At 56.5% G+C, this 26,444-nt stretch carries 25 protein-coding genes, 1 tRNA gene, 1 pseudogene and 1 riboswitch; of the genes and pseudogenes, 6 read left to right on the top strand and 21 right to left on the bottom strand.

Annotated elements, in window-relative coordinates; all coding sequences use genetic code 11:
- Positions 1 to 28: 28 nt before the first annotated feature.
- The gene (locus tag H1B31_RS03830; RefSeq protein ID WP_185980960.1) at positions 29 to 874 is read right to left on the bottom strand and encodes an Rpn family recombination-promoting nuclease/putative transposase; all 846 of its coding nucleotides are present in this window, start codon (positions 872 to 874) and stop codon (positions 29 to 31) included.
- Between the two features lie 194 nt (positions 875 to 1,068).
- Positions 1,069 to 1,452 (bottom strand): hypothetical protein, encoded by a 384-nt coding sequence (locus tag H1B31_RS03825; protein WP_185980959.1) that lies wholly within the window; start codon positions 1,450 to 1,452, stop codon positions 1,069 to 1,071.
- A gap of 150 nt (positions 1,453 to 1,602) precedes the next feature.
- Here H1B31_RS03825 and H1B31_RS03820 point away from each other — a divergent pair, with 150 nt between their 5' ends.
- The gene (locus H1B31_RS03820; RefSeq protein WP_185980958.1) at positions 1,603 to 2,364 is read left to right on the top strand and encodes a hypothetical protein; all 762 of its coding nucleotides are present in this window, start codon (positions 1,603 to 1,605) and stop codon (positions 2,362 to 2,364) included.
- 183 nt (positions 2,365 to 2,547) lie between these two features.
- On the opposite strand, the gene H1B31_RS11405 is transcribed toward H1B31_RS03820, so the two are convergent.
- Positions 2,548 to 2,973, bottom strand: coding sequence for a hypothetical protein (locus H1B31_RS11405; RefSeq protein ID WP_226372147.1), 426 nt, complete (start codon positions 2,971 to 2,973; stop codon positions 2,548 to 2,550).
- Positions 2,974 to 3,045: 72 nt separating this feature from the next.
- Complete coding sequence (locus H1B31_RS03805; RefSeq protein ID WP_226372146.1) at positions 3,046 to 3,960, bottom strand: porin; 915 nt, start codon at positions 3,958 to 3,960, stop codon at positions 3,046 to 3,048.
- 39 nt (positions 3,961 to 3,999) lie between these two features.
- On the opposite strand from H1B31_RS03805, the gene H1B31_RS03800 reads away from it, so the two are divergent.
- Positions 4,000 to 5,402, top strand: a protein-coding gene (locus H1B31_RS03800; protein ID WP_404828656.1) for an IS3 family transposase whose coding sequence is annotated in 2 segments (ribosomal slippage) — positions 4,000 to 4,471 and positions 4,471 to 5,402 — 1,404 coding nt in all. Because the reading frame shifts where the segments join, the coding sequence is not laid out codon by codon here.
- A gap of 60 nt (positions 5,403 to 5,462) precedes the next feature.
- Here H1B31_RS03800 and H1B31_RS03795 read toward each other — a convergent pair.
- From H1B31_RS03795 to H1B31_RS03780, 4 genes and pseudogenes are all read right to left on the bottom strand, one after another.
- A pseudogene (locus H1B31_RS03795) lies at positions 5,463 to 5,819 on the bottom strand (S-layer homology domain-containing protein); the annotation flags it as partial.
- A gap of 85 nt (positions 5,820 to 5,904) precedes the next feature.
- The gene (locus H1B31_RS03790; protein ID WP_226372145.1) at positions 5,905 to 6,960 is read right to left on the bottom strand and encodes an ABC transporter substrate-binding protein; all 1,056 of its coding nucleotides are present in this window, start codon (positions 6,958 to 6,960) and stop codon (positions 5,905 to 5,907) included.
- A gap of 389 nt (positions 6,961 to 7,349) precedes the next feature.
- Positions 7,350 to 8,135, bottom strand: a complete 786-nt coding sequence (locus tag H1B31_RS03785) for an ABC transporter ATP-binding protein (RefSeq protein ID WP_185980956.1) — start codon at positions 8,133 to 8,135, stop codon at positions 7,350 to 7,352.
- The gene (locus H1B31_RS03780; RefSeq protein ID WP_185980955.1) at positions 8,135 to 9,139 is read right to left on the bottom strand and encodes a FecCD family ABC transporter permease; all 1,005 of its coding nucleotides are present in this window, start codon (positions 9,137 to 9,139) and stop codon (positions 8,135 to 8,137) included. The genes H1B31_RS03785 and H1B31_RS03780 overlap by 1 nt, the downstream gene beginning before the upstream one ends.
- Positions 9,140 to 9,229: 90 nt before the next feature.
- Positions 9,230 to 9,388: riboswitch (molybdenum cofactor riboswitch) on the bottom strand.
- A 154-nt stretch (positions 9,389 to 9,542) separates the two neighbouring features.
- On the opposite strand from H1B31_RS03780, the gene H1B31_RS03775 reads away from it, so the two are divergent.
- Positions 9,543 to 10,286, top strand: a complete 744-nt coding sequence (locus H1B31_RS03775; RefSeq protein ID WP_185980954.1) for a hypothetical protein — start codon at positions 9,543 to 9,545, stop codon at positions 10,284 to 10,286.
- A gap of 73 nt (positions 10,287 to 10,359) precedes the next feature.
- Here the strand turns inward: H1B31_RS03775 and H1B31_RS03770 are convergent, their stop codons facing one another.
- The 9 genes from H1B31_RS03770 to H1B31_RS03730 all read right to left on the bottom strand — a co-directional run bounded on the left by H1B31_RS03770 (position 10,360) and on the right by H1B31_RS03730 (position 18,124).
- Entirely contained in the window at positions 10,360 to 10,626 is a 267-nt protein-coding gene (locus tag H1B31_RS03770; protein ID WP_185980953.1) for a Txe/YoeB family addiction module toxin, read from the bottom strand.
- Between the two features lie 2 nt (positions 10,627 to 10,628).
- On the bottom strand, positions 10,629 to 10,892 hold the full coding sequence (locus H1B31_RS03765; RefSeq protein WP_009440858.1) for a type II toxin-antitoxin system RelB/DinJ family antitoxin: 264 nt from the start codon (positions 10,890 to 10,892) through the stop codon (positions 10,629 to 10,631).
- Between the two features lie 285 nt (positions 10,893 to 11,177).
- Entirely contained in the window at positions 11,178 to 12,395 is a 1,218-nt protein-coding gene (locus H1B31_RS03760) for a YwqG family protein (RefSeq protein WP_185980952.1), read from the bottom strand.
- Positions 12,392 to 14,311, bottom strand: a complete 1,920-nt coding sequence (locus tag H1B31_RS03755) for a TRAP transporter permease (RefSeq protein WP_185980951.1) — start codon at positions 14,309 to 14,311, stop codon at positions 12,392 to 12,394. The genes H1B31_RS03760 and H1B31_RS03755 overlap by 4 nt, the downstream gene beginning before the upstream one ends.
- A gap of 93 nt (positions 14,312 to 14,404) precedes the next feature.
- Positions 14,405 to 14,872 (bottom strand): DUF1850 domain-containing protein, encoded by a 468-nt coding sequence (locus tag H1B31_RS03750; protein ID WP_185980950.1) that lies wholly within the window; start codon positions 14,870 to 14,872, stop codon positions 14,405 to 14,407.
- Positions 14,869 to 15,843, bottom strand: coding sequence for a TAXI family TRAP transporter solute-binding subunit (locus H1B31_RS03745; RefSeq protein WP_185980949.1), 975 nt, complete (start codon positions 15,841 to 15,843; stop codon positions 14,869 to 14,871). Before H1B31_RS03745 ends, H1B31_RS03750 begins: the two co-directional genes overlap by 4 nt.
- A 182-nt stretch (positions 15,844 to 16,025) precedes the next feature.
- The gene (locus H1B31_RS03740; RefSeq protein ID WP_185980948.1) at positions 16,026 to 16,997 is read right to left on the bottom strand and encodes a TAXI family TRAP transporter solute-binding subunit; all 972 of its coding nucleotides are present in this window, start codon (positions 16,995 to 16,997) and stop codon (positions 16,026 to 16,028) included.
- Between the two features lie 144 nt (positions 16,998 to 17,141).
- Positions 17,142 to 17,555 carry a hypothetical protein gene (locus H1B31_RS03735; RefSeq protein ID WP_009440852.1) on the bottom strand — a complete coding sequence of 138 codons (414 nt, stop codon included), beginning with the start codon at positions 17,553 to 17,555 and terminating at the stop codon, positions 17,142 to 17,144.
- The gene (locus H1B31_RS03730; RefSeq protein WP_185980947.1) at positions 17,555 to 18,124 is read right to left on the bottom strand and encodes a gamma carbonic anhydrase family protein; all 570 of its coding nucleotides are present in this window, start codon (positions 18,122 to 18,124) and stop codon (positions 17,555 to 17,557) included. The genes H1B31_RS03735 and H1B31_RS03730 overlap by 1 nt, the downstream gene beginning before the upstream one ends.
- A gap of 683 nt (positions 18,125 to 18,807) precedes the next feature.
- Between H1B31_RS03730 and H1B31_RS03725 the strand changes: the two genes are divergently transcribed.
- The 3 genes from H1B31_RS03725 (at position 18,808) to H1B31_RS03715 (ending at position 22,761) form a co-directional block, all read left to right on the top strand.
- Positions 18,808 to 20,502 (top strand): methyl-accepting chemotaxis protein, encoded by a 1,695-nt coding sequence (locus H1B31_RS03725; protein WP_185980946.1) that lies wholly within the window; start codon positions 18,808 to 18,810, stop codon positions 20,500 to 20,502.
- Positions 20,503 to 20,658: 156 nt separating this feature from the next.
- A complete protein-coding gene (locus H1B31_RS11400; protein WP_185980945.1) occupies positions 20,659 to 20,877 on the top strand; it encodes a cation transporter in 219 nt (72 codons plus the stop codon).
- A 24-nt stretch (positions 20,878 to 20,901) separates the two neighbouring features.
- Positions 20,902 to 22,761, top strand: a complete 1,860-nt coding sequence (locus H1B31_RS03715) for a heavy metal translocating P-type ATPase (RefSeq protein WP_185980944.1) — start codon at positions 20,902 to 20,904, stop codon at positions 22,759 to 22,761.
- 339 nt (positions 22,762 to 23,100) lie between these two features.
- Here the strand turns inward: H1B31_RS03715 and nirJ2 are convergent, their stop codons facing one another.
- From nirJ2 to H1B31_RS03695, 4 genes are all read right to left on the bottom strand, one after another.
- Positions 23,101 to 24,294 (bottom strand): putative heme d1 biosynthesis radical SAM protein NirJ2, encoded by a 1,194-nt coding sequence (gene nirJ2, locus H1B31_RS03710; protein ID WP_185981220.1) that lies wholly within the window; start codon positions 24,292 to 24,294, stop codon positions 23,101 to 23,103.
- 8 nt (positions 24,295 to 24,302) lie between these two features.
- A complete protein-coding gene (nirJ1, locus tag H1B31_RS03705) occupies positions 24,303 to 25,493 on the bottom strand; it encodes a putative heme d1 biosynthesis radical SAM protein NirJ1 (protein ID WP_185980943.1) in 1,191 nt (396 codons plus the stop codon).
- Positions 25,494 to 25,529: 36 nt separating this feature from the next.
- On the bottom strand, positions 25,530 to 26,165 hold the full coding sequence (locus H1B31_RS03700; RefSeq protein ID WP_185980942.1) for a TetR/AcrR family transcriptional regulator: 636 nt from the start codon (positions 26,163 to 26,165) through the stop codon (positions 25,530 to 25,532).
- Between the two features lie 174 nt (positions 26,166 to 26,339).
- Positions 26,340 to 26,417 (bottom strand) — tRNA-Arg (locus tag H1B31_RS03695).
- Positions 26,418 to 26,444 lie beyond the last annotated feature (27 nt).

Genomic DNA, 26,444 nt, shown 5'->3' with positions numbered 1-26,444 from the left:
TCGTGCGTCAGCCCCCTTTTTTTCTGCATTATGAAGCAGGAATCCCATCCTCCTCGGCGATTCTCCGAATTGCCTCCTCGGGCATCTCCGCCATCTGAGCAACCGCAGGAATCGTCATCCCTGCACGCAGGAGTTTCTTCGCCATCTGGGCAATTCCAAGTTCCCGCCCCTGTGCGATTCCCTCCTCCACACCTGCACGGCGCTGTTTCTGATATTCCATATAGAGCGTCATGAATTCCCGCCTCGTTTCATCCTGCCGCTTGACACGCGCAACCTCGCGTGCCATTTCCTGCGCGAACGTTCTCCGCGCCTCCTTGCCGTCAACATAGTGCAAAAAATCCGCCAGCTCTTCATCGACACTGCCGCGCAGTCCCTTTGCATTCAGGAAGATCTTCGTCGTGCCGTCTCCAAGCTCCAAATCCCCCTGTTCCATACATCGGCTGCGGAATGTATAGATGCGTTCATCCAGACCAAAGAGGTCAAAGGTGCAAATGAAGATGATATACGTTTGCCGTAGGTCATCGTAGTATACCCCTTTGCCGAGCAGATCCATATCGATCATCGCCTGATAGTAGCGTGCTCGCTTCGGGAGTTCCCCATCACGTCCCTTTGTGGTCTGCATCTCTATGTTATAAACCGCGCCCGCCTCGTCTGCAACGTAGACATCGAGACGCACCGCCTTGCTGTCAAGGCGTACGTCAATCGTCTTTTCTGTGTCTGGATAGCGAATCTCTCGAATCTGAATTCTCAAAATGCGTTCTAAAAGCCATTTGCAGAGTTTCACATTCTGCATAACGCGCTGAAAGATGAAGTTGTCCTGAATGGACAGGCGCTCCCACTCCTCCAACGCACGCTTTTCCCATTCTTTCTCCATACCCGACCTCCGTTGTTAAGGCGCCGCTGATGTTATCAGTGTTTTCTTATATTATAAAGGTTTCCTGCCCCTCGGTCAACGAAAACGAAGCCCCCGTGAAGAATCTCCTGTTCTTCGCGGGGGCTTCGTCGTTTTGTGCTGCAATGTCAGCTCGTGTTTGCCTGTTCACAGTATAGCACAGTGACAATCAGGTTTCAATCTGCGTATTTATTCTTCTTGTTCTCGCCTTGGAGCTCTGAGAGGAGTTGCGCCTGTATGGTCATGATGCGGTTCTGGATGGATGTGATGATCGGCTGCTTCTGCTCGTCGCTCATCGCGGACTTCTTCACCTCGGCAAGCTGCTTACGCAGATTCGCCAGTTCCTGATCGAGCGGGTTGTCATGGCGGCGTGCACTCTTGTCGCTCTCCTCCGTCTCCTCGACTCTCACCCAGCGTCCGTCAGAGAGCTGAATGATGTGCACGGGCTTGCGCTGACGATGTACGGTGCTGAGGAACTCAATTTCGTCCGCACTGTCCGCAAGCGCACGATTCATCTCGCTCTGCGTATAGCGCATCGCACCAGTGTCACCGCCGCGCATGGAGCGCCGCACTTGCGTATATTTTTATAGATAGGTTGCCATTCTATAAAAAAATATTTGATTTAAGCAGGATATTAATTGATATTAGTAGAATTATTTTATAATGTTTTACAAAGAATACCTATCTTTTCAACTAAGGAGTGATTTCAAATGAGAAAAATAATCCTCGTAGGTTGTTTCACATTTTGTATAACATTTTCCGTGCTAACGATCCTGATTCTTTTCGCAGCATTCAACACAAACAATTCACAGACACCACAAGTATCGCAAACATCAGAAGAGTCAAAAAAGGCAACAGAACAAACAGAATCTGAAACACAAAAGCCAACATCACAAGCGAAAACAACATCAACTAAACGAACAGCATATGATATCGGTATGACTGAAGAGAGCTTTCGTACCAACTATAACAACTTTATGGATGCTGAATTCTCTGGAACGTCTCTATATCTTCTAAAAGCTCCTGAGTATCATGGAAAAAATGCCAATGTATATGAACATTATTTTTCGGATTCTTTGTCATTATTAGTATCTTATGATCCATCTTCTAACAAAGTAAAAGGTATGATCCTTGGAGCAACCCCAAGCAACGAACTCGACGCCATCAACATGATATCTGTTATAACAGGATTGGTTTCCGTAACCAGCCCTGATCTATCAGCCGATGGAAAACGCAAGTTGCTCCAATCCATTGGTATGTTCCGTGAAGGAGGCACCAACTACCGAACGATTAAAGGCTCAACTCAGCACAATAACATAACATATGCAATTAAAGGAAACGGATCTGGCGGCATAACTTTCTTTGTTTGTGGCAAAGATGTCACATTTGGTGGAGGAGGTTCTGCTGATGCTCCACATGACTTGCTAGCTGACCTAACACATTATCTAACATGGTTGGATAATCATAAGTAAAAGCCCCCTGCTAAAAGAGACTACGCAGAGTGACAATAGTTATGCTCCAAGTGTGCGAGAACCCCCCGTGAAGAATCTCCAGTTCTTCACGGGGGCTTCGTCGTTTTGTACGCTTACACAAGCTGTTACGGCAAGTGTAGTAGCCTAGTACATTTGCAATTATACCACGATTCTCCCAGCGTTTCAACCGATCTCTCCGCCGACGCAGACCGTCCGTATGCCGATCTGCCCGATGTGGACAGGCAGTCCGTAGAGTGCGGTCATGCCCTCCTTATCGATAACCTCCTCCGCCACGCAGTGCTTCCAGAGAGTCTTTTCCTTCAGCACGAGTGTCTCCGCCGCGAGATAGAGCGCGTGATCAGGGAAGTGCGTTGTCATCAGGATGCCGATGCCCTGCGCGTGGAGACGCAGAACGACCATGCGCTCCACAGGGGCTTTCACCGTGACCTCATTGCCCGCCTGATCGGTGAATGTGTAGTTCTCCGCCGCTGCGGGCTTCTGCTCTGCCGCCTGCTTTGCCTCCTGCCCGCAGCCCACAAGCAGCGCCGCCATAAAGACGGCGGCGAAAAGAGCAGTCAAGACACGTCGCAAAATGTATGTGTCTCTCATAAAATTTCCTTTCGTTAACAAAGCCGCCCGACGACAAGTGTCATCGGGTGGCTCAGTATGAAAATAATTCGTTTAGAAGTTGTAGTCAAGGCGGACGAAGAGCTTGCTTGCATCCTTATCCGTCGAGATGTCCTTGCCCTTGAAGTACTCGACCTTGCCGAGGATGTTCTTGAGCGGGGTGTACTGGAGACCGACCTCCCAGCCCTTCTGATCGAGGTCGATCGCGTTGTTCGTCGGATCGAACGCAACGAACTTACCGAGGTGGTGATAGCCCAAGAACATGCCCCACGAGCCCACATCCGTCTTCTTTGCGCCCTTGTACCAAAGGGAGACACTGCCCGCACGATCATGCGCATCCGCAGCCGTGTTCTGCGCGAAGCCTCCCTTGAGGGTGAAGTTCTTGTCGAACGCATAGCTTGCGCCAACATCCCAGATGTTCGCATTGTCCTCCTTGCCGGACTTTGCATAGTTCACCGTCTTGAACTTCGCCGTGTTCAGGTGATGATAGCCCGCACCCACGCGGAGTTTTCCTGCCGTGTAGTTCAGCTCGAGTGACTGGTAGTTCGCGGGATCGCTGCCCACCAGCCCACTTGCCTTGAAGCGGTCCGACCCAATGCGCCCGGCAGCGACCTTTGCCTTGACGACATTGCCGAAGCGCACGGTTGCACCCGAGAACGTCGTATCGAAAATCATGCCATTGTCGGCATCCGAATACTCATTCATCTGTCCAAGGCGCACTTCGAGCTTGCCGTATGTACCGATGGCATGTGCACGGTCAATCGAAAGCGTCTCCTTGCCCTCGCCCGAATCCTTGTTCATGAGGTTCTGCCCCGTCAGACGCGCCGTAACCTTCCAGTTCTTGTTGACCTCGGCGGTCGGAATCACACGGAACATGAGGTTGTCCTTATTCGCGCGCGCCTTGCCATCGTGGCGAATGCTCGTGTACTCATAGCGGAGGAAGCCGCCCCACTTTGACCTGACCCCCAAAAGTTAGACTTAGAGAATCTAACTTTTGGGGGTATTGTAATGGCAAAATACAGTACAGAGTGTAAGCTGAAGGTTGTGCAGGAATATCTTGCAGGACACGGAGGCTATGAAACACTATCGAAGCTCTATCATGTTTCGCGCAAATCCATTGAGGAATGGGTAAAGGCTTATCAGGCATTCGGTGACGATGGACTCCGACGCTCCCGTGCACAGCAAACATACACTTTCGAATTTAAGTGTTCTGCGGTAGAATGTTATCTGTCAACAGAGGCATCCTATCAAGAGGTAGCTATCGCGTTTGGTCTGAACAATCCGTCCCTCCTTGCGCGTTGGACAAAGGAATATCGCAACGGCGGCGTAGATGCCCTAAGACCAAAACCGAAAGGAAGAGCCCCCGCTATGCCAAGAAAGAAAAAAGAGCAAACAAAAGACCTCCCACAAGACGAGACCGCGCAGCAACTCAAAGCCCTGCAGGATGAGAATCTGAAACTGCGCATCGAGGTCGCCTATTTAAAAGAACTCAGGAGGCTGCGTCTGCAGGAAAAGATGCAGAGCAAAAGGCAAGGATCGTCCGCAGCCTCCGAGGAGAGTTTCAGTTGAAAGACATCCTTGCCGTCACAGGTTTTCCGAAAGCGACCTATATGTACTGGCAGAAGAAATTTACGCAACCGGAAGTGCCGGACGAGCGGGAGCAGATCATCCTTGCCATTCGTGAGGAGCACAAAGATTATGGCTATCGCCGCCTATGGGCACAGATGCGCAATCTTGGGCACAAGATCAATCGTAAGGCAGTGCAGCGGATTGTACAAAAGCTCAGACTTCAAGTGCATTCCTTTACGCACAGAACACGCAAGTACAGCTCCTACAGGGGGTCTGTCGGAACGGTAGCAGACAATCTCCTGAACCGCAGATTCAAAACTTCCATACCGCATCAAAAGATTACAACGGACACGAGTGAGTTCAAGTACTGGCTGCAGGGCGAGGATGGAAAGTCCGTCGTACATAAGCTGTATTTTGATCCGTATATGGATCTGTTTAACAACGAAATTGTCAGCTTCCACATTGGAAAGACACCGTCTGCGATGGGGATTCAGTCCGCACTTGAGGAAGCAATTCGTGTGACAGCAGATTGTCCTTATCGGCGCACCTTCCACTCCGATCAGGGGTGGGCATATCAGATGAAGTCGTACACGAAGCGGCTCAAGGAGGAGAGAATCTTTCAGAGCATGTCACGCAAGGGGAACTGTCTGGACAACAGTGTGATGGAGAACTTCTTTGGACTCTTAAAGCAAGAGATTTACTATGGGCGCGTCTACCATAGCTACGAGGAACTCAAGACGGCGATCGAAGAGTATATCATCTACTACAATGAGTGTCGCATCAAGGAGTCTCTCGGCTGGCTCAGTCCTGTTCAGTTCCGTCGCAAACATCTCGCCGCATAGAAAAAAGCGCAGGAAATCGCTTTCCCACGCTTTCAGGTCTAACTTTTCGGGGTCACTACACTTCACCATATCGGCGTTCTTTTCGAGATTTGCAACGCGCACGCCGAGGTTGTTCAGCTCATCGGCGAACTCAGCGGCAAGACGATCAACAAGAGCCTTGTCCGATGTAGACATATCCCCCTTTGCCATCGCCTTTGCCGTCATCTGCGCCATCTCATAGCGCGTGATGTTACGGTCACCACGGTACGTACCGTCGCCGTAGCCCTCGATGACACCGTCTGCCGCGAGCTGGGTCACAGCATCGTACGCCCAGTGGTCACGCGGAACGTCGCTGAACGGATTCGCCGCCGCAAACGTCGTCGATGCTGCGCCAATCGTGAGTGCTGTGGCAAGAGCCGCGACAAGATTCTTCTTCATAAGATAAAACAGTCCTTTCTCTGCGGGATTCCCCGCTGTCCTAAAATATATCCCAACGCTGCTAAGGCAACGCTGTCAAACAAGCTTACTTTGCAGGTGCTTCGCCCTTGATGATGCGCTGTGCATCCGCCTCGCTCAGATCATAGTGGAGGAAACGCTTGTAGAAGTCCACCGTCTCCTTCACGAGATCGACATCGGCAAAGAGCTGCGGCTGGATGGTCTGTGCCGCCCAGAGGAGCTGCAGTGCGGACTCGGCACTGTACCGATCCCAGTTGAACGTGCCGACGGGGTTCGCATAGATACGCCCGTTCTTGACCGCCTTGAGACTCGACCACTGCGGGTCGTTCTTGATTGCCTCGATCCCCTTCGCGGACTGCGTGCCGCCGATAATGATGATATCCGGATCCGCCTTGAGGACTTCCTCGATGGTGGTCTTGATCTGCGGGCCTTTCGCCGTGATGGCATTCCTGCCGCCGCCGTAGCGAATCCACTCGTCGATGATCGTCTCCACGCCGTCCACCTTGAAGAGGTCGTCGCCGCCGACAATGTGGAGCACGACGGGGCGTTCGGCATCGCTGAGCTTCTTCGTGCGCTCATCCGTAAACTTCGTCTTCTCGTCGAGGTAGGAGAGATACGTCTCCGCGTTCTTCACAGCATCGCCGCCGAGCACGTCGCCCGTGATCTTCACGGTCTTGCGCAGCCCGTCATAGGTCGCGAAGTTGACGTGCACCGCCGCATAGCCGTTCTTGCGTGCCGTCTCGATCTGCTCCTTGCTGCTCGCAAGCACAACCTGCGGCTTCTCCTTTTCGACCTCTTCCCAGTTCACATCCGTGCCCTTGACCGGCGCGGAGATCTCTTTGATGCGCGGATAAACCTGCGCGAACCACGGGAGCCCCTGCACATTCTTCGTCGTCGTGACGAGCCTGTCCGCGCCGCCGAGGAGCAGCACGACCTGATTGTTCGCGTGCCAGAGGTCGGCGATACGCTCCACATTCGTGGGAATCGTGACCTCCGTGCCGTCGATGTCCGTGACTGTGCGCGTCGCGTCCTGCTTGCCCTGCGCGGCGTTCTCCGTCCCGCAGCCCACGAGTGCTGCGACCATCATGACGAGAGCCAGCAGCGCGATGAGATTTTTCTTCATTGCATACATCCTTTCCTAAAAAACAATAATATATTGAAACAGTACTCGGCTATAACCGCGTTCTGTCAAATGTTATGGATTGGGAAACCAGTGCCTTACGTCGCTCCTAAGCAAACCCTAGTGGAGCAAGTGAGTAAATACTGACCTGTCCAAGAAGCAAGTCCATAAGACGCAGCTGATTGGGAAACAGGTCGTATGGGAAAACGTCCCAAGAGCACGAGCGTTAGCGAAGTGTGATTGGATGACGTTGACCGCTCGTGCGACTCGCCCCCGGCGTACTTCTTTCGTTCAAGCGTAGCGCGTTTAAGAAGTGCGCCGGTATTTAGGCGAACGAGCACGCGATCACTTGCGCAACTAAGCGTTTGCGCGGAGGATGTAAGGCACGATCTTTATAGCCGAGGGATCACACAGACCGTACGCTGCACATTGTCGCTGTGGAAAAGGCTCAGCTTCGTCCCGTACAGCTCCTCCAGATGCGATGCCCGCACCTCATCCACGGATTCGTAAAAATCTATATGCGTGCCGAAGCAGAGCGCGACGCGGCTGTTCAGCAACAGTGCCTGCTCGGGCAGATGCGTGGTAAAGACGACACCGTAGCCCTTTGCACGCAAGCTGTCGATGGTCTGGAGGACGAGCACCTGATTGCGCACATCGAGTGCCGCCGTCGGCTCGTCCATAAGGATCAGCCTCGTATTTTGAAGCAGTGCGCGCCCGATGGCGACCAGCTGCCGCTGTCCGCCGCTGAGCTCCCTGCACTGGCGGTCGCGAATGTGTGCAATGCCGAGCTCCTCAAGAATCGCATCCGTCTGCGCATAGTCCGCCTTGCTCGGCGCGGAGAACATCCCTGTGCGCACCGTCGCGCCGAAGGACACATAGTCACGCACCGTAAACGAACTCTCCGCGCTGATGATCTGCGGCACGAACGCAATCTCCCGCGCGCGCTCACGCGGCGACATCGCATAGATGTTCTGCCCGTTCGTATAGATGCGTCCCTGCGTCAGCTCCTGAAATCCCATCAGGCACGCGAGGAGCGTTGACTTGCCGACACCGTTGCGCCCGAGGAGCGCGAGCACCTCACCGCCCTTGATCGAAAACGAGATATGCTCGAAGATGTACGGCGCGTCCGTGCGATAGCGAAACGAACCGTCGTCGAGCCAAAGCATTGCGCGCTCCATCAGAAATACCTCCGCTGGCGATAGAGAATCCACGCAAAGAACGGTGTGCCGACAAAACCGCAGAGAATCCCGAGCGGCACCTCCGCAGAGGTCAGCGTACGCGCGAGGAGATCGGCGAGCATCAGGAAGGACGTAGCGAGTACCGCCGTTGCGGGCAGGAGATGCGCGTGATTGCCGCCGACCAGTATTCGCGCCAGATGCGGCAGGATGAGACCGATCCAGCCAATCGTTCCGCTCAGGCACACCGCCGATGCTGTCAGCAGGGTCGCGAGTGCAATCACGGCAAGACGCTCGCGCTGCACATTGACGCCGAGGCTCGCCGCCTCCTGATCCGAGAGCGAAAGCACATTCATGCGCCAGCGCATCGCAAGCAACCCCGCGGGCGTGAAGACGATGATCGGCGTGACGTAGAGCAGATTGTCCCACGAGACCTTTGCAAGGCTGCCGAGCTGCCAGTAGACAATATCCGCTAGCTCCGTATCGGGGTCGGCGAGGTATTTCAGCAGACCGATCACCGCCGCCATAAAGCCCGACACAATGATGCCACAGAGGACGAGCACGATGCGCGAGCGGCTCTGCACGAGCTTTGGCAGCATGAGTGTCATCGTCACCGCCGCGATGCCGCCGAGGAATGCCGCGACCGCCGTGCCGCCGAGCGTCAGATGCGCGAGAATCCCAAGACACGCGCCCACGCTCGAGCCCTGCGAGACACCGAGCAGATCCGGCGAGACGAGATCGTTGCGGAAGACCCCCTGATACGCCGCACCCGACACCGCGAGCGCAACGCCGACGAGAATGTCCCCGAGCACGCGCGGCAGACGGATCACCATGACGACGTTATACATCGACGCATCCCATGTGACAGGGATTTCAATAAACTTCGATGCAAGAATTGCTGCCACCTGATCGAACGGGACATAGAACCGCCCGACCGAAAGTGAGAGAATGAAAAACAGCACGGCAAGTACACTTCCCGCCGTCATCATACGTGCATACTGCCCCATAAAACTCCTTTCCCGCAAATCCACAATTTTCCAACAAAAAATGCCCGCCGGAAAATCCGGTGAGCACTCGCCGCGCACAAAAAGAGCGCAGTCCCCCCTGCCGGTTTTCCTTTGCAATGCAGACAAATGTCTGCGGGCAGGGAAGGACGTTTCCATACCTTCCCCCGTGACCGCAATCCCAGAGCCGCAGTCAGGCTGACGCACCATAGCATATGCCACAGGTACGGCAGCTCGAAAAACATAAAAATAATATATATTTTTTATGAGTATAGCATGAGACACAAAATAATACAATGAAAAAAATCACGACATTGCCCCTGCCAATCGTCCGTCTTGCAAAAGCCGGCGTGCTCATGTAAAATATAATGGAATCGGTATCATTTGAATTTATAGGAGGTATCTTATGTTTCTGACACGATGCACACGCACGATGCGCACCGTCCTCGCGGCAACGATGTTCAGCGTACTCGCACTCACGAGCGGCTGTTTCAGCGGCGATGTGAACGTCGTCATCAACGAGGACGGCAGCGCTGACCTCAAGACGACACTCGTCAGCGTGCCCATGCTCGCCGAGATTGTCGAGCAGAGCAAGGCGGCGACGACAGCGAAGAATCCTGACGCGCAGGTCACACCCGTGACGAAGGAGAACATGTCAGGCTACGAGATTACGGAGCACTACGCCACGATCGACAAGCTCTCGGAAAATGACTTCTTCAAGGCGAACGAGGGCAAGAACACGGGCATTACGATGAACAAGAGCCTGTTCTACACCGACTACAACTTCGACCTGCTCTTTGAGGGCAGCCAGAACGGCGGCGGCGCGGGTGCATTTGCAAGCAACATCACGTTCACCTATCAGATGAACCTGCCCGTCGCACCCACGAGCTCAAACGCTGACCGCTCGGAGAACGATGGCAAGCAGCTCACATGGAACCTCGGCAAGACCCTCGTCACGGGCGAGTCGTCGAAGATCGAGGTCGCGTTCCGCCTCTGGAACAAGACGGCAATCATCGGCACGATCGTTGTTGTCATCGTTCTGATTGGCGCAGGCGCGTTCTTCTTCCTCCGCCGCAAGAAGGAGGAGGAGGAGCCGCAGCAGCTCGTCGAGGATGCCCCGATCGAGGTCAAAGCGGAAGAGAAACAGTAAGGTAAACGTCTGCACATAAAAACGAGGAATCCCTGCACAGGGATTCCTCGTTTTTTACTGCACAGCGCAATACTCACTCGTAATGTCCGCGACAGGCAAAGATCAGTATCGTATTTTCTTGAACGAGATAGACAAGCCTGTGTTCACCGTCGATACGGCGACTCCAAAATCCCGCCAGATTTTCTTTCAAAGGCTCGGGTTTGCCGATTCCGTCAAACGGGCTGCGTACAATGTCCTTGATGATCTGGTTGATACGTTTGACAATCTTCTTATCATTTTGCTGCCAATAGAGATAGTCCTCCCACGCATCAAAATCCCATTGAATGCCTCGCCTGCGCATCGTCAGTCCTCAATCAGATCATGTTCGACGAAGCGGAGCTTGCCCGCCTTATAATCCGCCATCTTCTGTTCCAGATAGCGCAGATTGCGTTCATCGTAAAACGGATCAATGGATACGTCGAACGGAATTCGCCGCTCTCTGCCGACCTTCTTTGCAAAAATTGTAAATGCTGCACTCATGGAGAGTCCGAGTTCGGCGCAAACCTGCTCCATATTCTTCTTAACCGCTGCATCTAAGCGAAAATTCACATTAACTGCCTGTTCCATCAGAATCCCTCCTCTATCAAATAGAATACGATGGTGTAATGAATTTTGCAAGTATTTTTCTTTATTTTCTCGTAGAACAGAAAAACGGAGAAGGCATCAGCCCTCTCCGCCTGTTACAGTCGCACTCAGAGCAGCGAAACGCTCTCTCATAAAGTTCTTGCTCAGAGCCAAGAGAAGCTCGCTTTATAAGTCTCACTCAGGGCTGAGATACGCCCTCTGTTCTAGGTATATTTTGCTCAATTCCGAGCTAAAAATCAAGGGTTGCTTCTCACATTCCATCTCATGTCAGCCGCACTGCAGGATCAGACGAACGTTGTTGAAGTTCCGCGCGGCAAGGTCCTCCTTCCGAATCCAGAAGTAAATCAGACCGCAGTCGCCGTACATGAGCTCCGTTTCATCGTCCTCGACGGTGCCCATCTGAAACAGCAACACCCAGCGATCTGCAGCATTTCTCACAAGTTCCGCTTCCTCCTCTTCGGAGAGCTCTTCCTGCACATCCCCGTCAATGCCTCTGCTGTAGAGTTCGCACTCCGGCTCCATTTCATTCTGAATCTCGTCGGCATAGCCGAGCATCTTCATGGGATTGTCCTCGTGTGCGGCAGCATCGTATCCGAACTCCGCCCGCAGTTCGTTGTAGGTGTCCCAATCCACCTCTTTCCCGCTCCTGCGGCTGTATGCAAAAGACGACAGGAGACTGACGGCATCCGCAAAGGTCAGCGCCTGCTCGCCCACACTCCACTCCTTCGTTTCCTCCGGAATCTGTGTCGGGACAAGCCCCTCCGTCTCGGGGGAATAATAGACGCGCGCATATCCCTCAGACTTTAGTTCAAAGCCCCACTCCATTGACACGGTCTCATAGAAGAAGCTGAGCACACCTGTCTTCGGCAGGAGCCCTGTACGGTCATACTGCGCGGCTTCACCAAGATTGATCTGCGCGAGAAAGGCAAGCGGGCGATTCTTCGTCACCCCCTCGAAGTCCGTTCCCTTATAGTACGGCCAGTCAAAATCTGCGGGCAGGTCGGGCGTTCCGTAGAACTTGCTCGCGCCAGCGGGGAGTTTTTCCTGTGCAGGATGATGCGAGATCGCAATCTCGCGCCGCTGTGTACGTTCAAAGAACGCCGTCACCTCACGGCGCACACGCTCGCGCTCTGCCTCAGCCTCACGTACGAGCTGCTCCACACTTATAGAAGCGGGCTCCTCCGCATACCAGCCGTGCTTGTTTTCAACCGCCTCTTGGCACCGCGCGGTCATGCCGCCGGGTTTGCCAAAGAAGACGCGCTCGATCTCCGCCTTGCTTGCCGTATCCTCGTCTGCACGCTCCAAATAGCCGAGAGCCAAACGCAGAATGCACAGCTTCGGATACCGATTGATCGCATAAAAGTAGAGGGCATAGCCCATACGATAGTTCCAGAGCGCATCACGCGCGGATTCCGAAAACTCGTTCAGCGTCTTGATGGCATCGAAAAAGCTGCGCGCCTCTATATATTCCTGCGCGGTCTTCATGCCGCCGCCTTCTTCACACGCTGATACTGCATCACAAGGATGACAGCGAAGATGACGCAGCCGATGAGGTCGGTTGTGCCGCCGGGCTTGATCATGAGCAGCCCCGCGATGATGAGGAGCAGCCGCTCATAGGGGCGGCAGTGATCGGCGAGAAAGCCGCAGAGCGCGGAGCTGACGGCAATCATGCCCGCGAGTGCGGAGAGTGTTGCGAGGATGAGTGTGAGTGGGGTCGCGTCCACCATCAGTATGACGGGGGACAGCACGAAGATGTACGGGATGATGAATGCCGCGACCGCGAGTTTGGACGCGTGCACGCCCGTCTTGAGTGCATTTCCTCCGCTGATGCCCGCCCCCGCATAGGCGGCGAGCGCGACGGGTGGGGTCACGTCCGCAATGATGCCGAAGTAGAACACAAACATATGCGCCGCGAGGATGGGCACGCCCATCTGCACGAGCGCGGGTGCGGCAATGGTGGAGGTGATGACGTAGTTCGCCGTGGTCGGCACGCCCATGCCGAGGACGATCGCCGTGACCATGGTGAAGAACATCGCAGGGAGCAGCATGCCGCCCGCAAGATCGATGAGCCCCGAGGCGAGGCGCAGTCCAACGCCCGTCTTCGTGACGACACCGATGATGATACCCGCCGCCGCACAGGCGATGAGCACGCCGAGCACCGCCTTCGCGCCGCGCTCAAGCCCGTAGACGATCTCAATCGGCTTCATGCGCGTGGATTTGCGCAGCATGGCGCAGACAATGGAGAGCACGATTGCGACGAGTGCCGCACGCATGGGCGTATAGCCCGAGACGAGGAGATAGACGATGACGACGAGCGGGATTGCGAGGTGTCCGCGCTCCTTCAAGAGGGTGAGCGGATTGGGCAGCTCATGACGCGGAATGCCCTTGAGTTTCTTCCGCTTTGCCTCAAAGTGCACGCCGAGCCAGACACCCGTGAAGTAGAGGAGTGCGGGGATCGCTGCCGCCTTGACCACCTCGATGTAGGACACGCCGACGAACTCCGCCATGAGGAACGCCGCCGCCCCCATGACCGGCGGCATGAGCTGTCCGCCCGTGGATGCCGCCGCCTCGACCGCGCCCGCGAAGTTCGCGTTGTAGCCGAGTTTCTTCATCATCGGGATCGTAAGCGAGCCGGTGCCGACGACATTCGCGACGGAGCTGCCTGAGACCGTGCCCATCAGTCCGCTTGAGAGCACGGCAACCTTCGCGGGGCCGCCGCTCGCCCAGCCTGCAACGGCATTGGCCAGATCGATGAAGAACTTGCCGAGCCCCGTACTCTCAAGGTACGCACCGAAGAGGATGAAGAGGAAAATGAACGTCGAGGACACGCCGAGCGGAATACCGAAGATGCCCTCGGTCGTGAAATAGAGGTGACTGATGAGCTGCTCAATCGATAGCCCGCGATGCGCCAGGACGCCCGGCATATAGGGGCCGAGGAAGGCGTATGCGAGGAATAAGAGCACGACTGTCACCATCGGCAGTCCCACGACGCGCCGTGTCGCCTCGATGACGAGGAGGATGCCGATGCCGCCGACGATGACATCGGGCGTCGTCACCGTACCCGCGCGCGTCACGAGCTCGCGGTACTGAATAACGATGTAGGCAGGCGCCGCCGCACCGAGGACGGCGAAGATCACATCGATGGGGTGAAAGAAGTTGTCCCGCGTCCACGCGCGCCGAAACGGATAGAGCAGATACGCGAGCGCAAGGCCGAATCCAAGATGGACAGCGCGCTGTAGCTGGGCGTCGAGAACGCCAAAGGTTGCCGTGTAGAGCTGAAAGATGGAAAATGTAATTGCAATGGCGGCGATAATCTTCTTCGGCAGCCCCGCATAGTGGACGGTATTCGACTCGCGGTCGTACTTCTTGAGCACGGCCTCCGCAGTCTTCTGATCGGTCATAGGGGAGTTCACATCCTTTGGGGAAATTTTTATATAGTTCAAAAAAAGAAATGAAAAAGAAATACGAGGCCGCACATTAGCAGCCTCGGAATTTCAAAATAGGTAGGTGTAGAGCGGCGCAACGACGAGGTCGATGCGCGTGCCGACGGGGTACATCTCGTAGACGGGGATGCGTTCCCCGCCCGCCTCGATCATGAGCTCCGTGCCGACGCCCGTACGGAGGCTCAGCTCGCTATAGTCGCGATCCATATCGAGGACGAAGTAGTCCCCCTCCTGTCGGAACGTGCCCTCCTCGGGGAGAAAGGGCAGCCCCACGCCGTGCGATTGATAGCGCGTGCCCGTCAGATGGAAATGTCCGTCCGCATGCACGGTCAGGAACTCCTCGACGGGGGTTTTCTGCACAGAATGGATGAAGTGGATCGTCAGCGGTGTCTCGCCGCGAATCTGCCGCACGAGGACGGTCTTTGTTCCATCCGCCTGCATAAAGAGTGCAGGTGCGCTCAGAATGTCAAACGCGACGAGGAAACCCGCCGCGAGAAGCGCAATCAGATACGCTCTCATTTCTCGTTAAAGTACTTCTCCGCACCCGCGTTCATCGGCAGGGACATCCCCGCCTTCGCCGTGTCCTTCGTAATCTGCTTGCCGACAGCATGCGCAGCCTGCAGACGGTCGAGGTTCGAGAAGATCGCCTTCGTGATGCTGTAGCCGAGGTCTGCGTTCACCGAGGGTCCCGCGACGAGCATCGCCATGACGGAGACACTCGGAACGGCCTCATCAAAGCCCGCATACGTTCCTGCAGGGATGACGGTCTTGGTATAGAACGGATACTTTGCGATCAGGTCGTCTGCGATCTTTTCCTCCACGGGGAGCAGACGCACGGGGTTCTGCGAAGCGATGTCCTGCACCGATGCGGTTGGGTAGCCCGCCGTCAGGACGGCGACATCCACGTTGCCGTCCTTCAGCGCACTTGCCCCCTCGGCAAACGAGAGGAACTGCGCGTCGATATCGTCATAGCTTACGCCGTATGCTGCGAGAATCTGGCGGACATTCGCCTCTACGCCCGAGCCTGCAGCTCCTACGGCAACACGCTTGCCCTTGAGCTCTGAGAGACTCTTGATGCCGGAGGACTGGAGCGTCACGAACTGGCAGGTCTCGGGGTAGAGCGATGCAATGCCCTGCAGGCCGTCGACCTTCTTATCCTTGAACATCTCCGTGCCGTTTACGGCGTAGTAGGTGATGTCGTTCTGCACCGTCGCGAGGTCAACAGCGCCGTCGCGCAACATGTTGATGTTCGCAACGGATGCACCCGTGCTCTGTGCGCTCGCGTTCATACCGGGGATATCCTTGTTCAGCACCTCGGCGATTGCGCCGCCAATGGGGTAGTACGTACCCGCCGTGCCGCCTGTGCCGATGTTGAGGAACTTCTTGTCTCCCGACGATGCGGAGTCGCCGCCGCAGCCGGTGAGAAGCGCAGCAGAGAATACAAGGACCGCGCCTGCCGCAAGAATTTTCTTTACGGTAGAGATATTCATGTTCTTTCCCTCCATTATACAATAGAAAAGTTCTCGAACTATCGTCGCATGCCGCGATAATAAACGTATCTTATCATAAAAAGCCCTCCATACGCAAGCGGAGGGCTTCTTGTATGATGGTATACACGCGTATAGAGGAGCACTGCGGCATCGTCATCGGAACACGCGCGTCAAATCCGCACTCACTTTCCGCTGAAATACTTCTCCGCACCCTCGTTCATCGGCAGCGACATGCCGCTCTTTGCCATCTCTTTCGAGATCTGCTTGCCGACGGCATGCGCCGTCTGCAGACGGTCGAGATTCGTGAAGATCGCCTTCGTCACGCTGTAGCCGAGGTCAGCGTTCACCGTGGGTCCCGCGACGAGCATCGCCATAACGGAGACGCCCGGCACCGCCTCATCAAAGCCCGCATAGGTCCCTGCGGGAATGACGGTCTTCGTGTAGAACGGATACTTCGCCATCAGGCGGTCTGCAATATTTTCGTCCACAGGGAGGAGCCGAATCGGATTCTGTGCGGCGATGTCCTGCACAGACGCCGTCGGATAGCCCGCTGTGAGAACGGCGACATCCACATTGCCGTCCTTCAGCGCGCTTGCCCCCTCAGCGAACGAGAGGAACTGTTCGTCGATATCATCATAGGTAACACCATACGCCTCGAGAATCTGGCGCGCATTCGCCTCCACACCGGAGCCTACTGCGCCGACGGCAACACGCTTCCCCTTGAGTTCTGAGAGGCTCTTGATCCCAGAGGACTTCAGCGTCACAAACTGGCAGGTCTCGGGATAGAGCGACGCGATGCCCTGCAGCCCGTCGATCTTCTTGTCCTTGAACATCTCCGTTCCGTTCGCGGCATAATACGCGATGTCGTTCTGCACCGTCGCAAGATCGATCGTCCCGTCACCAAGCATATTGACATTGGCAACGGACGCGCCCGTGCTCTGCGCGCTCGCCTCCGTACCGGGAATCTCCTTGGTCAGGATCTCGGCAATCGCGCCGCCGATGGGGTAGTACGTGCCCGCTGTGCCGCCCGTACCAATGTTGATGAACTTCTTGCCCTCCACGCCGGAGTTGCCGTTGCATCCTGTGAAGAGTACCGCCGCTGCAGCGAGGACTGCGCCCGCCGCAAAAACTTTCTTTACGGTCGAAATCTTCATGATCCTTTCCTCCTAACGACACGATTCAGTTCTCAAAATCATCCCGCAATTCTGGGATTTGTCTATATTTTATCACAAAAAAGCCCATACGCGCAAGGTATGGGCTTTATGATTTTTATGTATAAAATTGCGCGCCAAATCGGTCTAGTTCTTGACAATCTCCGCCGTCTCACCGTTCGCCTTCGCGCGTGCAATGCACTCCTTGAGGCGGGCGATGTTCTTCACGTGCAGGTCGATGGCGAAGCGAATGCGCTTCTTCTCCTCCTCCGTGAACTCCGGCTTCTCGTAGGCGATGCGGATGCGCGCAAGGCGTTCCTCCACATCGCGCAGCTCGTCCTCCATCGGGCGCACGTGCATGAGTGCACAGCCATACACCGCGCGCATAGCGTCTTCGACATACTGTGCGTAGCCCGGCTCACCCGAGGTTTTCTCAAGCCACTGCGCAACGTGAAAAATCACATCGTAGGGCGACTCGCCGCCATGAATCATGGAGACGATCTCCATCTTGACCTGCTGCTCACGCCCGTGCGGCTGGCGGACGAGATCCTCCTCCGCCATCAAATGACCTTCTCGCCGTGGAAGCGCTCGCCGCCGATCTCGGGATAGACACCGTACTCCACTGCCCACTCACATTTGTACTTGAGCGCCTGCGCATGGATGGTCGCGACGCGGTCGATATTCTCACGCACGATCTTCGCGGGAACCCCTGCAACGAGGGAGTTCGGCGGGATGACGGCATTCTCCTTCACGACAGCACCTGCGGCGATGATGGATCCACGCCCGATCTTTGCCCCCGTCAGGATAACCGCGCCCATACCGATGAGCACGTGATCCTCGATCTCACAGCCGTGGACGCACGCACTGTGCCCGACGGTCACATAGTCGCCGATGATGCACGGATTGTCGTCCGCAACGTGCAGGCACGTGAGATCCTGAATGTTCGAGCAGTCGCCGACCGAGATGTAGTTGACATCACCGCGCGCGACGACGCCCGGCCAGAGACTCGCATACTGTCCGATGCGTACATCGCCCGAGAGGAATACCTGCGGAGCGACGAACGCCTCCTCGTGAATCTGCGGCACAATACCATGAAAACTGGGGAAGCCGTCCCCTTTGAATGTAAACATAATGTATCCTTTCTAAAAGGAATCTCCCTTTTGCCTCAAACGACTCGCTGCCGTGCACCACATGATAATAGGTATGCGCGGCAAGCGCGTCACGTCCGATTTCCCCCTGCATCGCGCCTGTCGTCGGCGCGGCTTCCGCGCCCTCAGAGAGCGGCGCATCTCGATCCGCTCGACCTTATCATATGTGTAATGCACTTTTCTACCATAACAATAGAATCGACAACAAAGACCTCCTACATAAGCCACTCGTTTCATTGTACCGCATTTTGGACAAAAAGAAAAGCTGGTGAATGCACCAGCTTCGATTTCCTGCCGTCATTTGGTCGTCTATGCACAATATATATCAAAGATTCCGTCGTGCAGACACTAATCATCCCACCAAGTCCCGAGGTACTCCCTCACCAAGGCCGGCTAATCGTTCCAAAAGTGCGTGCACCGCCCCCGTCATCCACAGCGAGCGCCCAGTGCATCGTGCAGGCAGGAAATTTATGGATGTAAATTTATCATATTCCCTGCCTCATTGCAATAGCCTGTGTCTGTTTTAGAAAAAAATTTTTCTCATTCTAAAAAAGGGATTGACAAGTCGTCCCATCAAGCGCAAAATATTTATGCATATATATGGCGTCACAGTGCCTGAGAACACGCAGGAATGTGACCGTGGGAAGGAAACGAGGAGGATTTTTATGGGACAGCGAATGCCCATCGGGCTGCAGCTCACGGGGTTGGTCGGCAGCGTCATCGCACTGATGATCGTGTTGCTCGCCGTCGTGCTCTATGAGTTCAAGTCGACGAGTGCAGAGTATCAGCATCTGCTTTCCGTGACGGTCAAGAACAGCATCACTCTGCTCGAGGCCGAGGATGACTTCCATCAGGGTCTGAGCGAGCTGCGCGGCTACATCATCACGCGCGACGCGAACCGTGCGACGGATACGGAGAACGAGCTCAAGAAGGCATCCGAGCAGCTCGACATTTTTGCCGCCCACGCGGTCAACGCCGACGCAAAGGAGCGCGGTGAGACGCTGCGCAAGGCTGTGAGCGACTACACCGAGAAGACGAAGGATATCATTTCCCTCTACCAGCGCAACGATATTGAGGCAGCAACAACGGCATCCAACGAACTGCGCAAGAAGGCGGACGAGATCGACGCACTCTTTGACAAGGCAGCCGAGACCCAGACGGCTGTACAGGAGCAGCAGCTCGAGAAGCTGAACAGCAACGTCGATCACGTCTTTATCATCGTGCTCATCATCAGCATTGTCGGCATCATCGGCATCGGTGTCGCCGCCACATGGTATGCACGAAAGCTTGCGAGCCGCCTCATCAAGCTGCGCGGCGATGTTGGTAAGCTCGGCAAGCTCGACCTCTCCTTCCAGGGCACACGCGCGACATGGAACGATGAGATCGGCGACATGGCAAACGAACTGCTTGAGATGAAGGACGCCCTCCATCACATCGTCCGCTCGATCCAGACCGAGGCGGACAACCTCTCGAAGGAGAGTGACTCGCTCTCGACCTCCGTGCAGTCGCAGATGCAGGTCTCCGAGAGCATCGCGCACACGATCACGGATGTCGCATCCGACGCCGTGCACAACAACAGCAGCATCGGAGAGATCTCAACCGCCATTGAGCAGGTCAGTGCACGCACCGAGGAGATGAGCGCGAGCGGTGTCCACGCGAACCAGACCGCAAGCGACGCTGTCGAGGATGCAAATCAGGGCATGAAGTACATCCAGCAGCTCGTGCAGCAAAACGCAACCGTCAGCGACTCCATGACCGAGATCTCACGCGTCTCGGAGAAACTCGTCACCGGCTCCGACGCCATCAAGAACGTCGTCACCACCATCCGCGAGATTGCGGGTCAGACAAACCTCCTCGCCCTCAATGCAGCCATCGAGGCGGCGCGTGCGGGCGAGGCGGGACGTGGCTTTGCCGTTGTTGCCGAGGAGGTGCGCAAGCTCGCCGAGCAGAGCTCCGCCGCCACGAATGAGATCGAGCAGACGATCAGCCAGATGATCGAGAGCATCCAGTTCGCCGCCGGTGCGATTGCAAATGCCGAGGAGAAGGTCGCCGCGAGCAAGGAGGTCACGGTCGAGACGGAGAAGAGCTTCGACTCCATCCAGAAACGTCTCGACGACGTACGCAACAGCATCGCACACATCAGTCAGGCGGTCGACCACACAGCGCAGGATATGCAGGATGTCGTCGGCAACGCGCAGAACATCAGCGCCGTCGCCGAGAAGACGGGCGCGAACGCAGAGACCGTCGCCGCCGCCTCCGAGGAGCAGAGCGCAAGCCTGCACGACGTGAGCGACAGCGCCGAATCCCTCGCGCAGACTGCGAGCAAGCTCAACGAGATCACATCGAAGTTCCGGCTGTAATCCATAACGATGTATTCCCCTGCAGATGACGAATCTGCAGGGGATTTTTCTTCCCACACTATTTTTGCCTTACCGCTTGACATCCTCCCCATCTTTCTTTATACTTAACGTATGAATAGTTGTTCATACGTTATTTGAATAAAGGAGACGATACTCATGAAGAAGGCATTCAAGATCCGTGAACTCGACTGTGCACATTGCGCGCAGGAGATCGAGGATGCGGCTGCAAAGGTTTCGGGCGTGAACAAGGTGCGCGTCAACTTCCTCAGCGAGCGCATGACGCTCGACGCAGAGGACGAGCGCTTTGACGCAGTGCTCGCGGAGATCAAGAAGATTGTCAAGACCATCGAGCCGGACGCCGTACTCGAAGCGTAACAAAGAAAAAAGGGGGCAGCAGGCATGACGAAGAAACAGAAGCGGATGCTCATGCGCATCGGCGGAGCAGCAGCACTCTTCATCCCGGGAATGATCCTCGAAGACACGACCGTCGGTGTCGTGCTCCTCCTCGCAGCATACGCGCTCATCGGCTGGGACATCCTCTGGCGTGCGGCAGTCAATATCCGCCACGGGCGCGTCTTTGACGAGAACTTCCTCATGGCGGTCGCCACCATCGGCGCGATTGCACTCAACGACTACTCCGAGGGCGTCGCCGTCATGCTGCTCTACCAGATCGGCGAGTGGTTCCAAGGCTACGCCGTGCAGCGTTCCCGCCGCTCCATCTCCTCCCTCATGGATATCCGCCCCGACACGGCATGCGTTCTCAGAGACGGCGCAGAGGAGGAGGTATTCCCCGACGAGGTCGAGGTCGGCGAGACGATCATCGTCCGTCCGGGCGAGCGCGTCCCGCTCGACGGCATCATCACGAAGGGCGAGGGTCACCTCGACACCTCCGCTCTGACAGGCGAATCCATGCCGCGTGCGGTGCGTGTAAACGATGAGATCATCAGCGGCTGCATCAACCAGTCGGGCGTGCTTGAAGTGCGCGTCACAACCCCATACGAGGAATCGACCGTCGAGCGCATCCTCTCGCTCGTGGAGGAGGCGACGGATAAGAAGGCGACCACCGAAACACTCATCACACGCTTTGCCCGCTGGTACACGCCCGCCGTCGTCATCGGCGCCGTGCTGCTCGCCATCATCCCGCCACTTGTCACGGGTGATCCCTTCTCCATGTGGATCTACCGCGCACTCACCTTCCTCGTCATCTCCTGTCCCTGCGCCCTCGTCATCTCCGTTCCGCTCTCCTTCTTCGCGGGGATCGGCGGCGCGAGCCGCGCGGGCATCCTCATCAAGGGCGGCAACTACCTTGAGGCTCTGGCAAAGGCGGACACCGTCGTATTCGACAAGACGGGCACGCTCACAAAGGGCAGCTTCCACGTCGCGAGCGTCATCCCCGCCGAGGGATTCGCAGAGGAAGACGTGCTCTTTTACGCGGCGAACGCCGAGCGCTACTCCACCCATCCGATCGGACGCTCGATCCTCCGCGCCTTCACGGGCGGCGGGAACACGACCGAGGAGACGGATGTACACGCGCTCGAGGAAAACGCGGGCCGCGGCATCTCCGCGCACATCAACGGACATTTCATCCTGCTCGGCACGCATGACCTCCTCACAGCAAAGAACACGGTAAACATCCCGCCCATCCCACACACGGGCGCGGTCTACCTCTCTGTTGACGGGCGCTTCGCAGGCGTCGTCCACGTCGCAGACGAGATCAAGGAGGACGCGGCAGAGGCGATCCGCGCACTGAAGGAGCGCGGCATCCGTGAGACCGTTATGCTCACGGGCGACACACGTCCAATCGGCGCGAGTGTCGGCAAGCGCCTCGGCATCGACACCGTCCACGCCGAGCTCCTCCCGCAGGACAAGGTCGCGCAGGTCGAGACACTCCTTGCCGCACAGGGCGAGGGCAAGACCCTCGCCTACGTTGGCGACGGCATCAACGATGCGCCCGTGCTTGCGCGTGCCGATGTCGGCATTGCGATGGGTGCACTCGGCTCGGATGCGGCAATCGAGGCAGCAGATGTCGTGCTCATGACCGACGAGCCGCGAAAGATCGCAACCGCAATCGATATCGCGCGCAAGACCATGAGCATCGCGTGGCAGAACATCGTCTTCGCCATCGGCATCAAGGCAGTCGTCCTCGTCCTTGGCGCCATCGGCTGGGCAGGACTCTGGGCGGCAATCTTCGCCGATGTCGGCGTCACCGTCCTCGCCATCTTCAACGCCATGCGTGCGCTGAGCGTCAAAGAAGATTAAATTTGCAAAGCAGACAAATGTCTGCTATAATGAACATACAAAAAAGAGAACCGCGACAAAGCGGCTACCTCTTCACGGGAAACGATTTAACCGCTCCGGTTTCGAAGGCAGGGCGGTTATTTCTTTGATACTGCGAGGATGTAACCCGTAGCGAATACCAGAATCAGTATGCACTCGTAGCTGTCCATATGCACCACCTCCCACTTACATGATTGGGAAGGTGAAGAAGGTCGCCGCCATTGCTTGTCTTTGGTTCTCTTTCTCTATTATACACATATTTATCTCAATAGCAACACAAAGGCCCCCTGACCAGTCGTCAGGGGGCTTTCGTCTATTCCATTACGCTTCTCCGCGCCGCCCGTGGTAGAGGCACCACGGTTCCTCCGCCATGAAGTCACCGCCATGGTAGTACGCCGCACGCGCACGACAGCCGCCGCACGCCTTCTTGTAGTTGCATGAGCCGCAGCCGCCGCCGTAGTCGAGCGTACGTAGCTCCTTGAACACCTCGTTTTTCGCCCAGATCTCATCAAACGGCGTCTCGCGCACATCCCCCAGCTCGCGGTTGAGGTACGCACACGGCTGTACCTTGCCACGCGGACTGATGATGCAGTACGTCAGCCCCGCCAGACATCCGCGTGAGAAGCGCGTGTCCACACCGAGCTGATCGGCGATGCGCAGGAACTGCGGCGCACATGTCGGCTTCAGCTCGATGTCCACCGTCTCCTGCTTCCGCATGATGCGCGAGAGGACATCCTCATACGCCTCTGCACGCAGCGATTCCTCCTCGATCGTCTCCGCGCGTCCAGTCGGCACGAGGAAGAAGAAATGATGTGCCTTCGCTCCGATCTCCACGGCGAAGTCCGTCATCGCCTCAAGCTCGTGCGCGTTCCAATCCATTACCGTCGTATGGATCTGGAACGGCAGCCCTGCCTCGCGGCAGTTCATCATCCCGCGTACCGCGCCGTCCCAACCGCCGGGGAACGAGCGGAACGTATCGTGCTTATTCTTGTCGAGCGAGTCGAGCGAGATGCCCATCCCGCACGCGCCCGCTTCCTTGAGAGCCTTTGCCATCGGCAGGTCGATGAGCGTCCCGTTCGTGCCAAACACGGGGATGAGCCCAAGCCCACGCGCATAGGAAACAAGTTCGAGGATATCGGGGCGCGTCAGCGGCTCCCCTCCCGAGAAAATCATGATGCGGAAGCCCGCCTTTGCAATCTCGCGCAGGAGCTTCTTGCCCTCCTCTGTCGAGAGTTCCTCGTCTGCGCGGCAGCCCGCGTCGCGGTAGCAGTGGGCACAGTACATATTGCAAGCGTTCGTCGTGTTCCACGAGATGATCTTTACCCCGCCGCCCGCAACGCCCTTCGGATGCCCCTTCGGCATCCCCGCAGGGTGCCCTCCGGGATGACCCATACCGTGTGGATGTCCGCCGGGATGACCGCCCATATGCGCGTGGGGATGTCCTGCACCCGCAGGGTGTCCCGCTGCGTGCGGATGCGCCCCCATCGTGCCCTGTGCGGCGTGCGCCGCCTCCATCGGGGCACTCATACAGCAGCCTCCCGAACGCCGATCTCCTCATCCGTTAGATAGCAGGACGGATCGGACTCCCAGAAGTCCCCCGTCCGCGCCTCGGCACGCGTGCGGAAATTCCCGTTGCACCAGCTGAGGTACTGACATTTCGCGCAGCGTCCCTTGAGCAGCGGCTTCCTGTCCTTCAGCCCCGCGAGAATCGGATGCGTCATATCCTGCCAGATATCGCCAAACTTGCGCTCACGCACATTGCCGAACGTATGGTGCTGCGTGAACTGATCGGGATGCACATAGCCGAGGTGATCGACCTCACCGAACGCAATGCCCGAGCGGTTGCCGCCGTTCGCGCCGATCAGCTTCTTGATCTGCTCCGCCCCTGCATCGTTCCCCTCCGCGAGTGCCTTCAGATACATATAGACCCCGTCGCAGTGGTTGTCCACCGTCAGAATTTCCTTTTTCAGACCGCGCGCCTCAAAGTCCTTCGTCCGCGCGATGATCGTATCCATCGCACGCCGCGACTCCTCCGCCGTCACATCCTCATCCATCATCTGGCCGCCGCGCCCCGAGTAGACGAGGTGGTAGAAGCAGACGCGGTTGATGCCCTTCTCCTCGATAAAGTCAAAGATCTTATCGAGCTCCATGATATTGTGATGGTTGATCGTAAACCGCAGCCCCACACGCTGCCCCACGGCGACGCAGTTCTCGATGCCCTCCATCGCACGCTGATACGCGCCCTCGACCCCACGGAACATATCGTTCACGTCCGCGAGCCCGTCGAGCGAGATGCCGACATAGCCGACGCCGAGATCCTTGATCCGCTGCGCCATCTCGCGAGTGATGAGCGTCCCGTTCGTCGAGAGCGTCGGGCGCACGCCGAGATTACGCGCATACTCCGCCAGCTCAAAGAAATCGGGGCGGATCAGCGGCTCGCCGCCCGAGAAGAGCAGTACGGGCACGCGGAACTCGGCAAGGCCGTCGATGAACCGCTTTGCCTCCTCCGTCGTCAGCTCGCCGTCATATTTCTGCCCGTCCGACTCCATATAGCAATGACGGCAGCGCAGATTGCACGTGCGCGTCGAGTTCCAGACCACAACGGGTCCCATCCCCTCCGCTGCACCGCTCTTCATGCGATGCGCGTTATGCCCGTAGCGCAGCGTATCGCCATAGTATTCATCCATAAAAAGAAGCTTCGTTACACTGATCATCGAGATCTCCTAAGTCAAATACACAAAAGTCCAAAATCACCCACACACGGGCTGCTCATCCCGCTTGCGGATACCATCGAGCAGGAGGCGCGTCTTGAGCGCGATATTCTCCTGATAGGTCAAATCAAGGTGGCTAAACGCCGCCGCCTGATAGAGCGAGTGGAACATCTCCGCAATCAGATCGACAGGCACATCGTCGCGGATCTCGCCCGCCTCCTGCCCCTCGCGGATAATCTCCGCGAAGACTTGTTTGATCTGCGGCGTCATGCGGCTGCTCGGCGGTTTGCCTGCGTGCGGATGCGGCGCGCCCTCGCCGCCCAGATGTCCGCCGTGGTGTGAACCTGAGAGAAAGAGCGGCATCACAAAGCGGTTCTCATCGAGGAACTTCGCCGTCACGCGTGCGCCGAGCTCCAGAAGCTCCAGCGACGTACGCTCTGCCGCACGCGCCTCCGCGAGCGCCATGCGGATCATCTCGCTCAGGCGTCCGAGCAGGGAGAACAGCAGATCCTCCTTCGAGTTGAAATAATTGTAGAACGTCCCAATCCCGAGATCGGCGGTGCTCATGATATCCGCAACGGACGTGTCCTTGTAGCCCTTCTTCGAGAACTCGCTGATCGCCGCCTCCAAAATCATACGGCGCGACTGCAGCTTCTTGCGTTCTCGGCGGCCCATCTTCTCCTCCAAAAGAACTTCACCCTTTCTTTCGTCGTACACGACTATTATAGCGAAAAATAATGGATTTGAAAAGAGAAAAATGAACGCCGTTCATATTTTCATTCTCAGTACCTTTATTGAGAATAAAAAAGCACAAAAAAACGCCGACCTCAGTCGACGTTATGTCCATAGTGGTGACCCAGGAGGGATTCGAACCCCCGACCCTTTGATTCGTAGTCAAATACTCTAATCCAGCTGAGCTACTGAGTCACATGTCTTGACGACTTGATTATAATA

Source organism: Selenomonas timonae, assembly GCF_014250475.1.
GTDB lineage: Bacteria > Bacillota > Negativicutes > Selenomonadales > Selenomonadaceae > Centipeda > Centipeda timonae.
This window is presented reverse-complemented; position numbering and strand designations above follow the sequence as displayed.

Bases quoted from the DNA above. Each gene is read 5' to 3' on its own strand.
- H1B31_RS03730 (WP_185980947.1), bottom strand. From the start codon at position 18,124: ATGTTTACATTCAAAGGGGACGGCTTCCCCAGTTTTCATGGTATTGTG.
- nirJ2 (WP_185981220.1), bottom strand. From the start codon at position 24,294: ATGGAGGCGGCGCACGCCGCACAGGGCACGATGGGGGCGCATCCGCAC.
- H1B31_RS11405 (WP_226372147.1), bottom strand. From the start codon at position 2,973: ATGAGAGACACATACATTTTGCGACGTGTCTTGACTGCTCTTTTCGCC.
- H1B31_RS03770 (WP_185980953.1), bottom strand. From the start codon at position 10,626: ATGCGCAGGCGAGGCATTCAATGGGATTTTGATGCGTGGGAGGACTAT.
- H1B31_RS03750 (WP_185980950.1), bottom strand. From the start codon at position 14,872: ATGAGAGCGTATCTGATTGCGCTTCTCGCGGCGGGTTTCCTCGTCGCG.
- H1B31_RS11400 (WP_185980945.1), top strand. From the start codon at position 20,659: ATGAAGAAGGCATTCAAGATCCGTGAACTCGACTGTGCACATTGCGCG.
- H1B31_RS03830 (WP_185980960.1), bottom strand. From the start codon at position 874: ATGGAGAAAGAATGGGAAAAGCGTGCGTTGGAGGAGTGGGAGCGCCTG.
- nirJ1 (WP_185980943.1), bottom strand. From the start codon at position 25,493: ATGATCAGTGTAACGAAGCTTCTTTTTATGGATGAATACTATGGCGAT.
- H1B31_RS03790 (WP_226372145.1), bottom strand. From the start codon at position 6,960: ATGAAGAAAAATCTCATCGCGCTGCTGGCTCTCGTCATGATGGTCGCA.
- H1B31_RS03745 (WP_185980949.1), bottom strand. From the start codon at position 15,843: ATGAATATCTCTACCGTAAAGAAAATTCTTGCGGCAGGCGCGGTCCTT.
- H1B31_RS03780 (WP_185980955.1), bottom strand. From the start codon at position 9,139: ATGGGGCAGTATGCACGTATGATGACGGCGGGAAGTGTACTTGCCGTG.
- H1B31_RS03820 (WP_185980958.1), top strand. From the start codon at position 1,603: ATGAGAAAAATAATCCTCGTAGGTTGTTTCACATTTTGTATAACATTT.
- H1B31_RS03825 (WP_185980959.1), bottom strand. From the start codon at position 1,452: ATGCGCGGCGGTGACACTGGTGCGATGCGCTATACGCAGAGCGAGATG.
- H1B31_RS03740 (WP_185980948.1), bottom strand. From the start codon at position 16,997: ATGAAGATTTCGACCGTAAAGAAAGTTTTTGCGGCGGGCGCAGTCCTC.
- H1B31_RS03785 (WP_185980956.1), bottom strand. From the start codon at position 8,135: ATGGAGCGCGCAATGCTTTGGCTCGACGACGGTTCGTTTCGCTATCGC.
- H1B31_RS03700 (WP_185980942.1), bottom strand. From the start codon at position 26,165: ATGGGCCGCCGAGAACGCAAGAAGCTGCAGTCGCGCCGTATGATTTTG.
- H1B31_RS03755 (WP_185980951.1), bottom strand. From the start codon at position 14,311: ATGACCGATCAGAAGACTGCGGAGGCCGTGCTCAAGAAGTACGACCGC.
- H1B31_RS03760 (WP_185980952.1), bottom strand. From the start codon at position 12,395: ATGAAGACCGCGCAGGAATATATAGAGGCGCGCAGCTTTTTCGATGCC.
- H1B31_RS03725 (WP_185980946.1), top strand. From the start codon at position 18,808: ATGGGACAGCGAATGCCCATCGGGCTGCAGCTCACGGGGTTGGTCGGC.
- H1B31_RS03775 (WP_185980954.1), top strand. From the start codon at position 9,543: ATGTTTCTGACACGATGCACACGCACGATGCGCACCGTCCTCGCGGCA.
- H1B31_RS03715 (WP_185980944.1), top strand. From the start codon at position 20,902: ATGACGAAGAAACAGAAGCGGATGCTCATGCGCATCGGCGGAGCAGCA.
- H1B31_RS03765 (WP_009440858.1), bottom strand. From the start codon at position 10,892: ATGGAACAGGCAGTTAATGTGAATTTTCGCTTAGATGCAGCGGTTAAG.
- H1B31_RS03735 (WP_009440852.1), bottom strand. From the start codon at position 17,555: ATGGCGGAGGAGGATCTCGTCCGCCAGCCGCACGGGCGTGAGCAGCAG.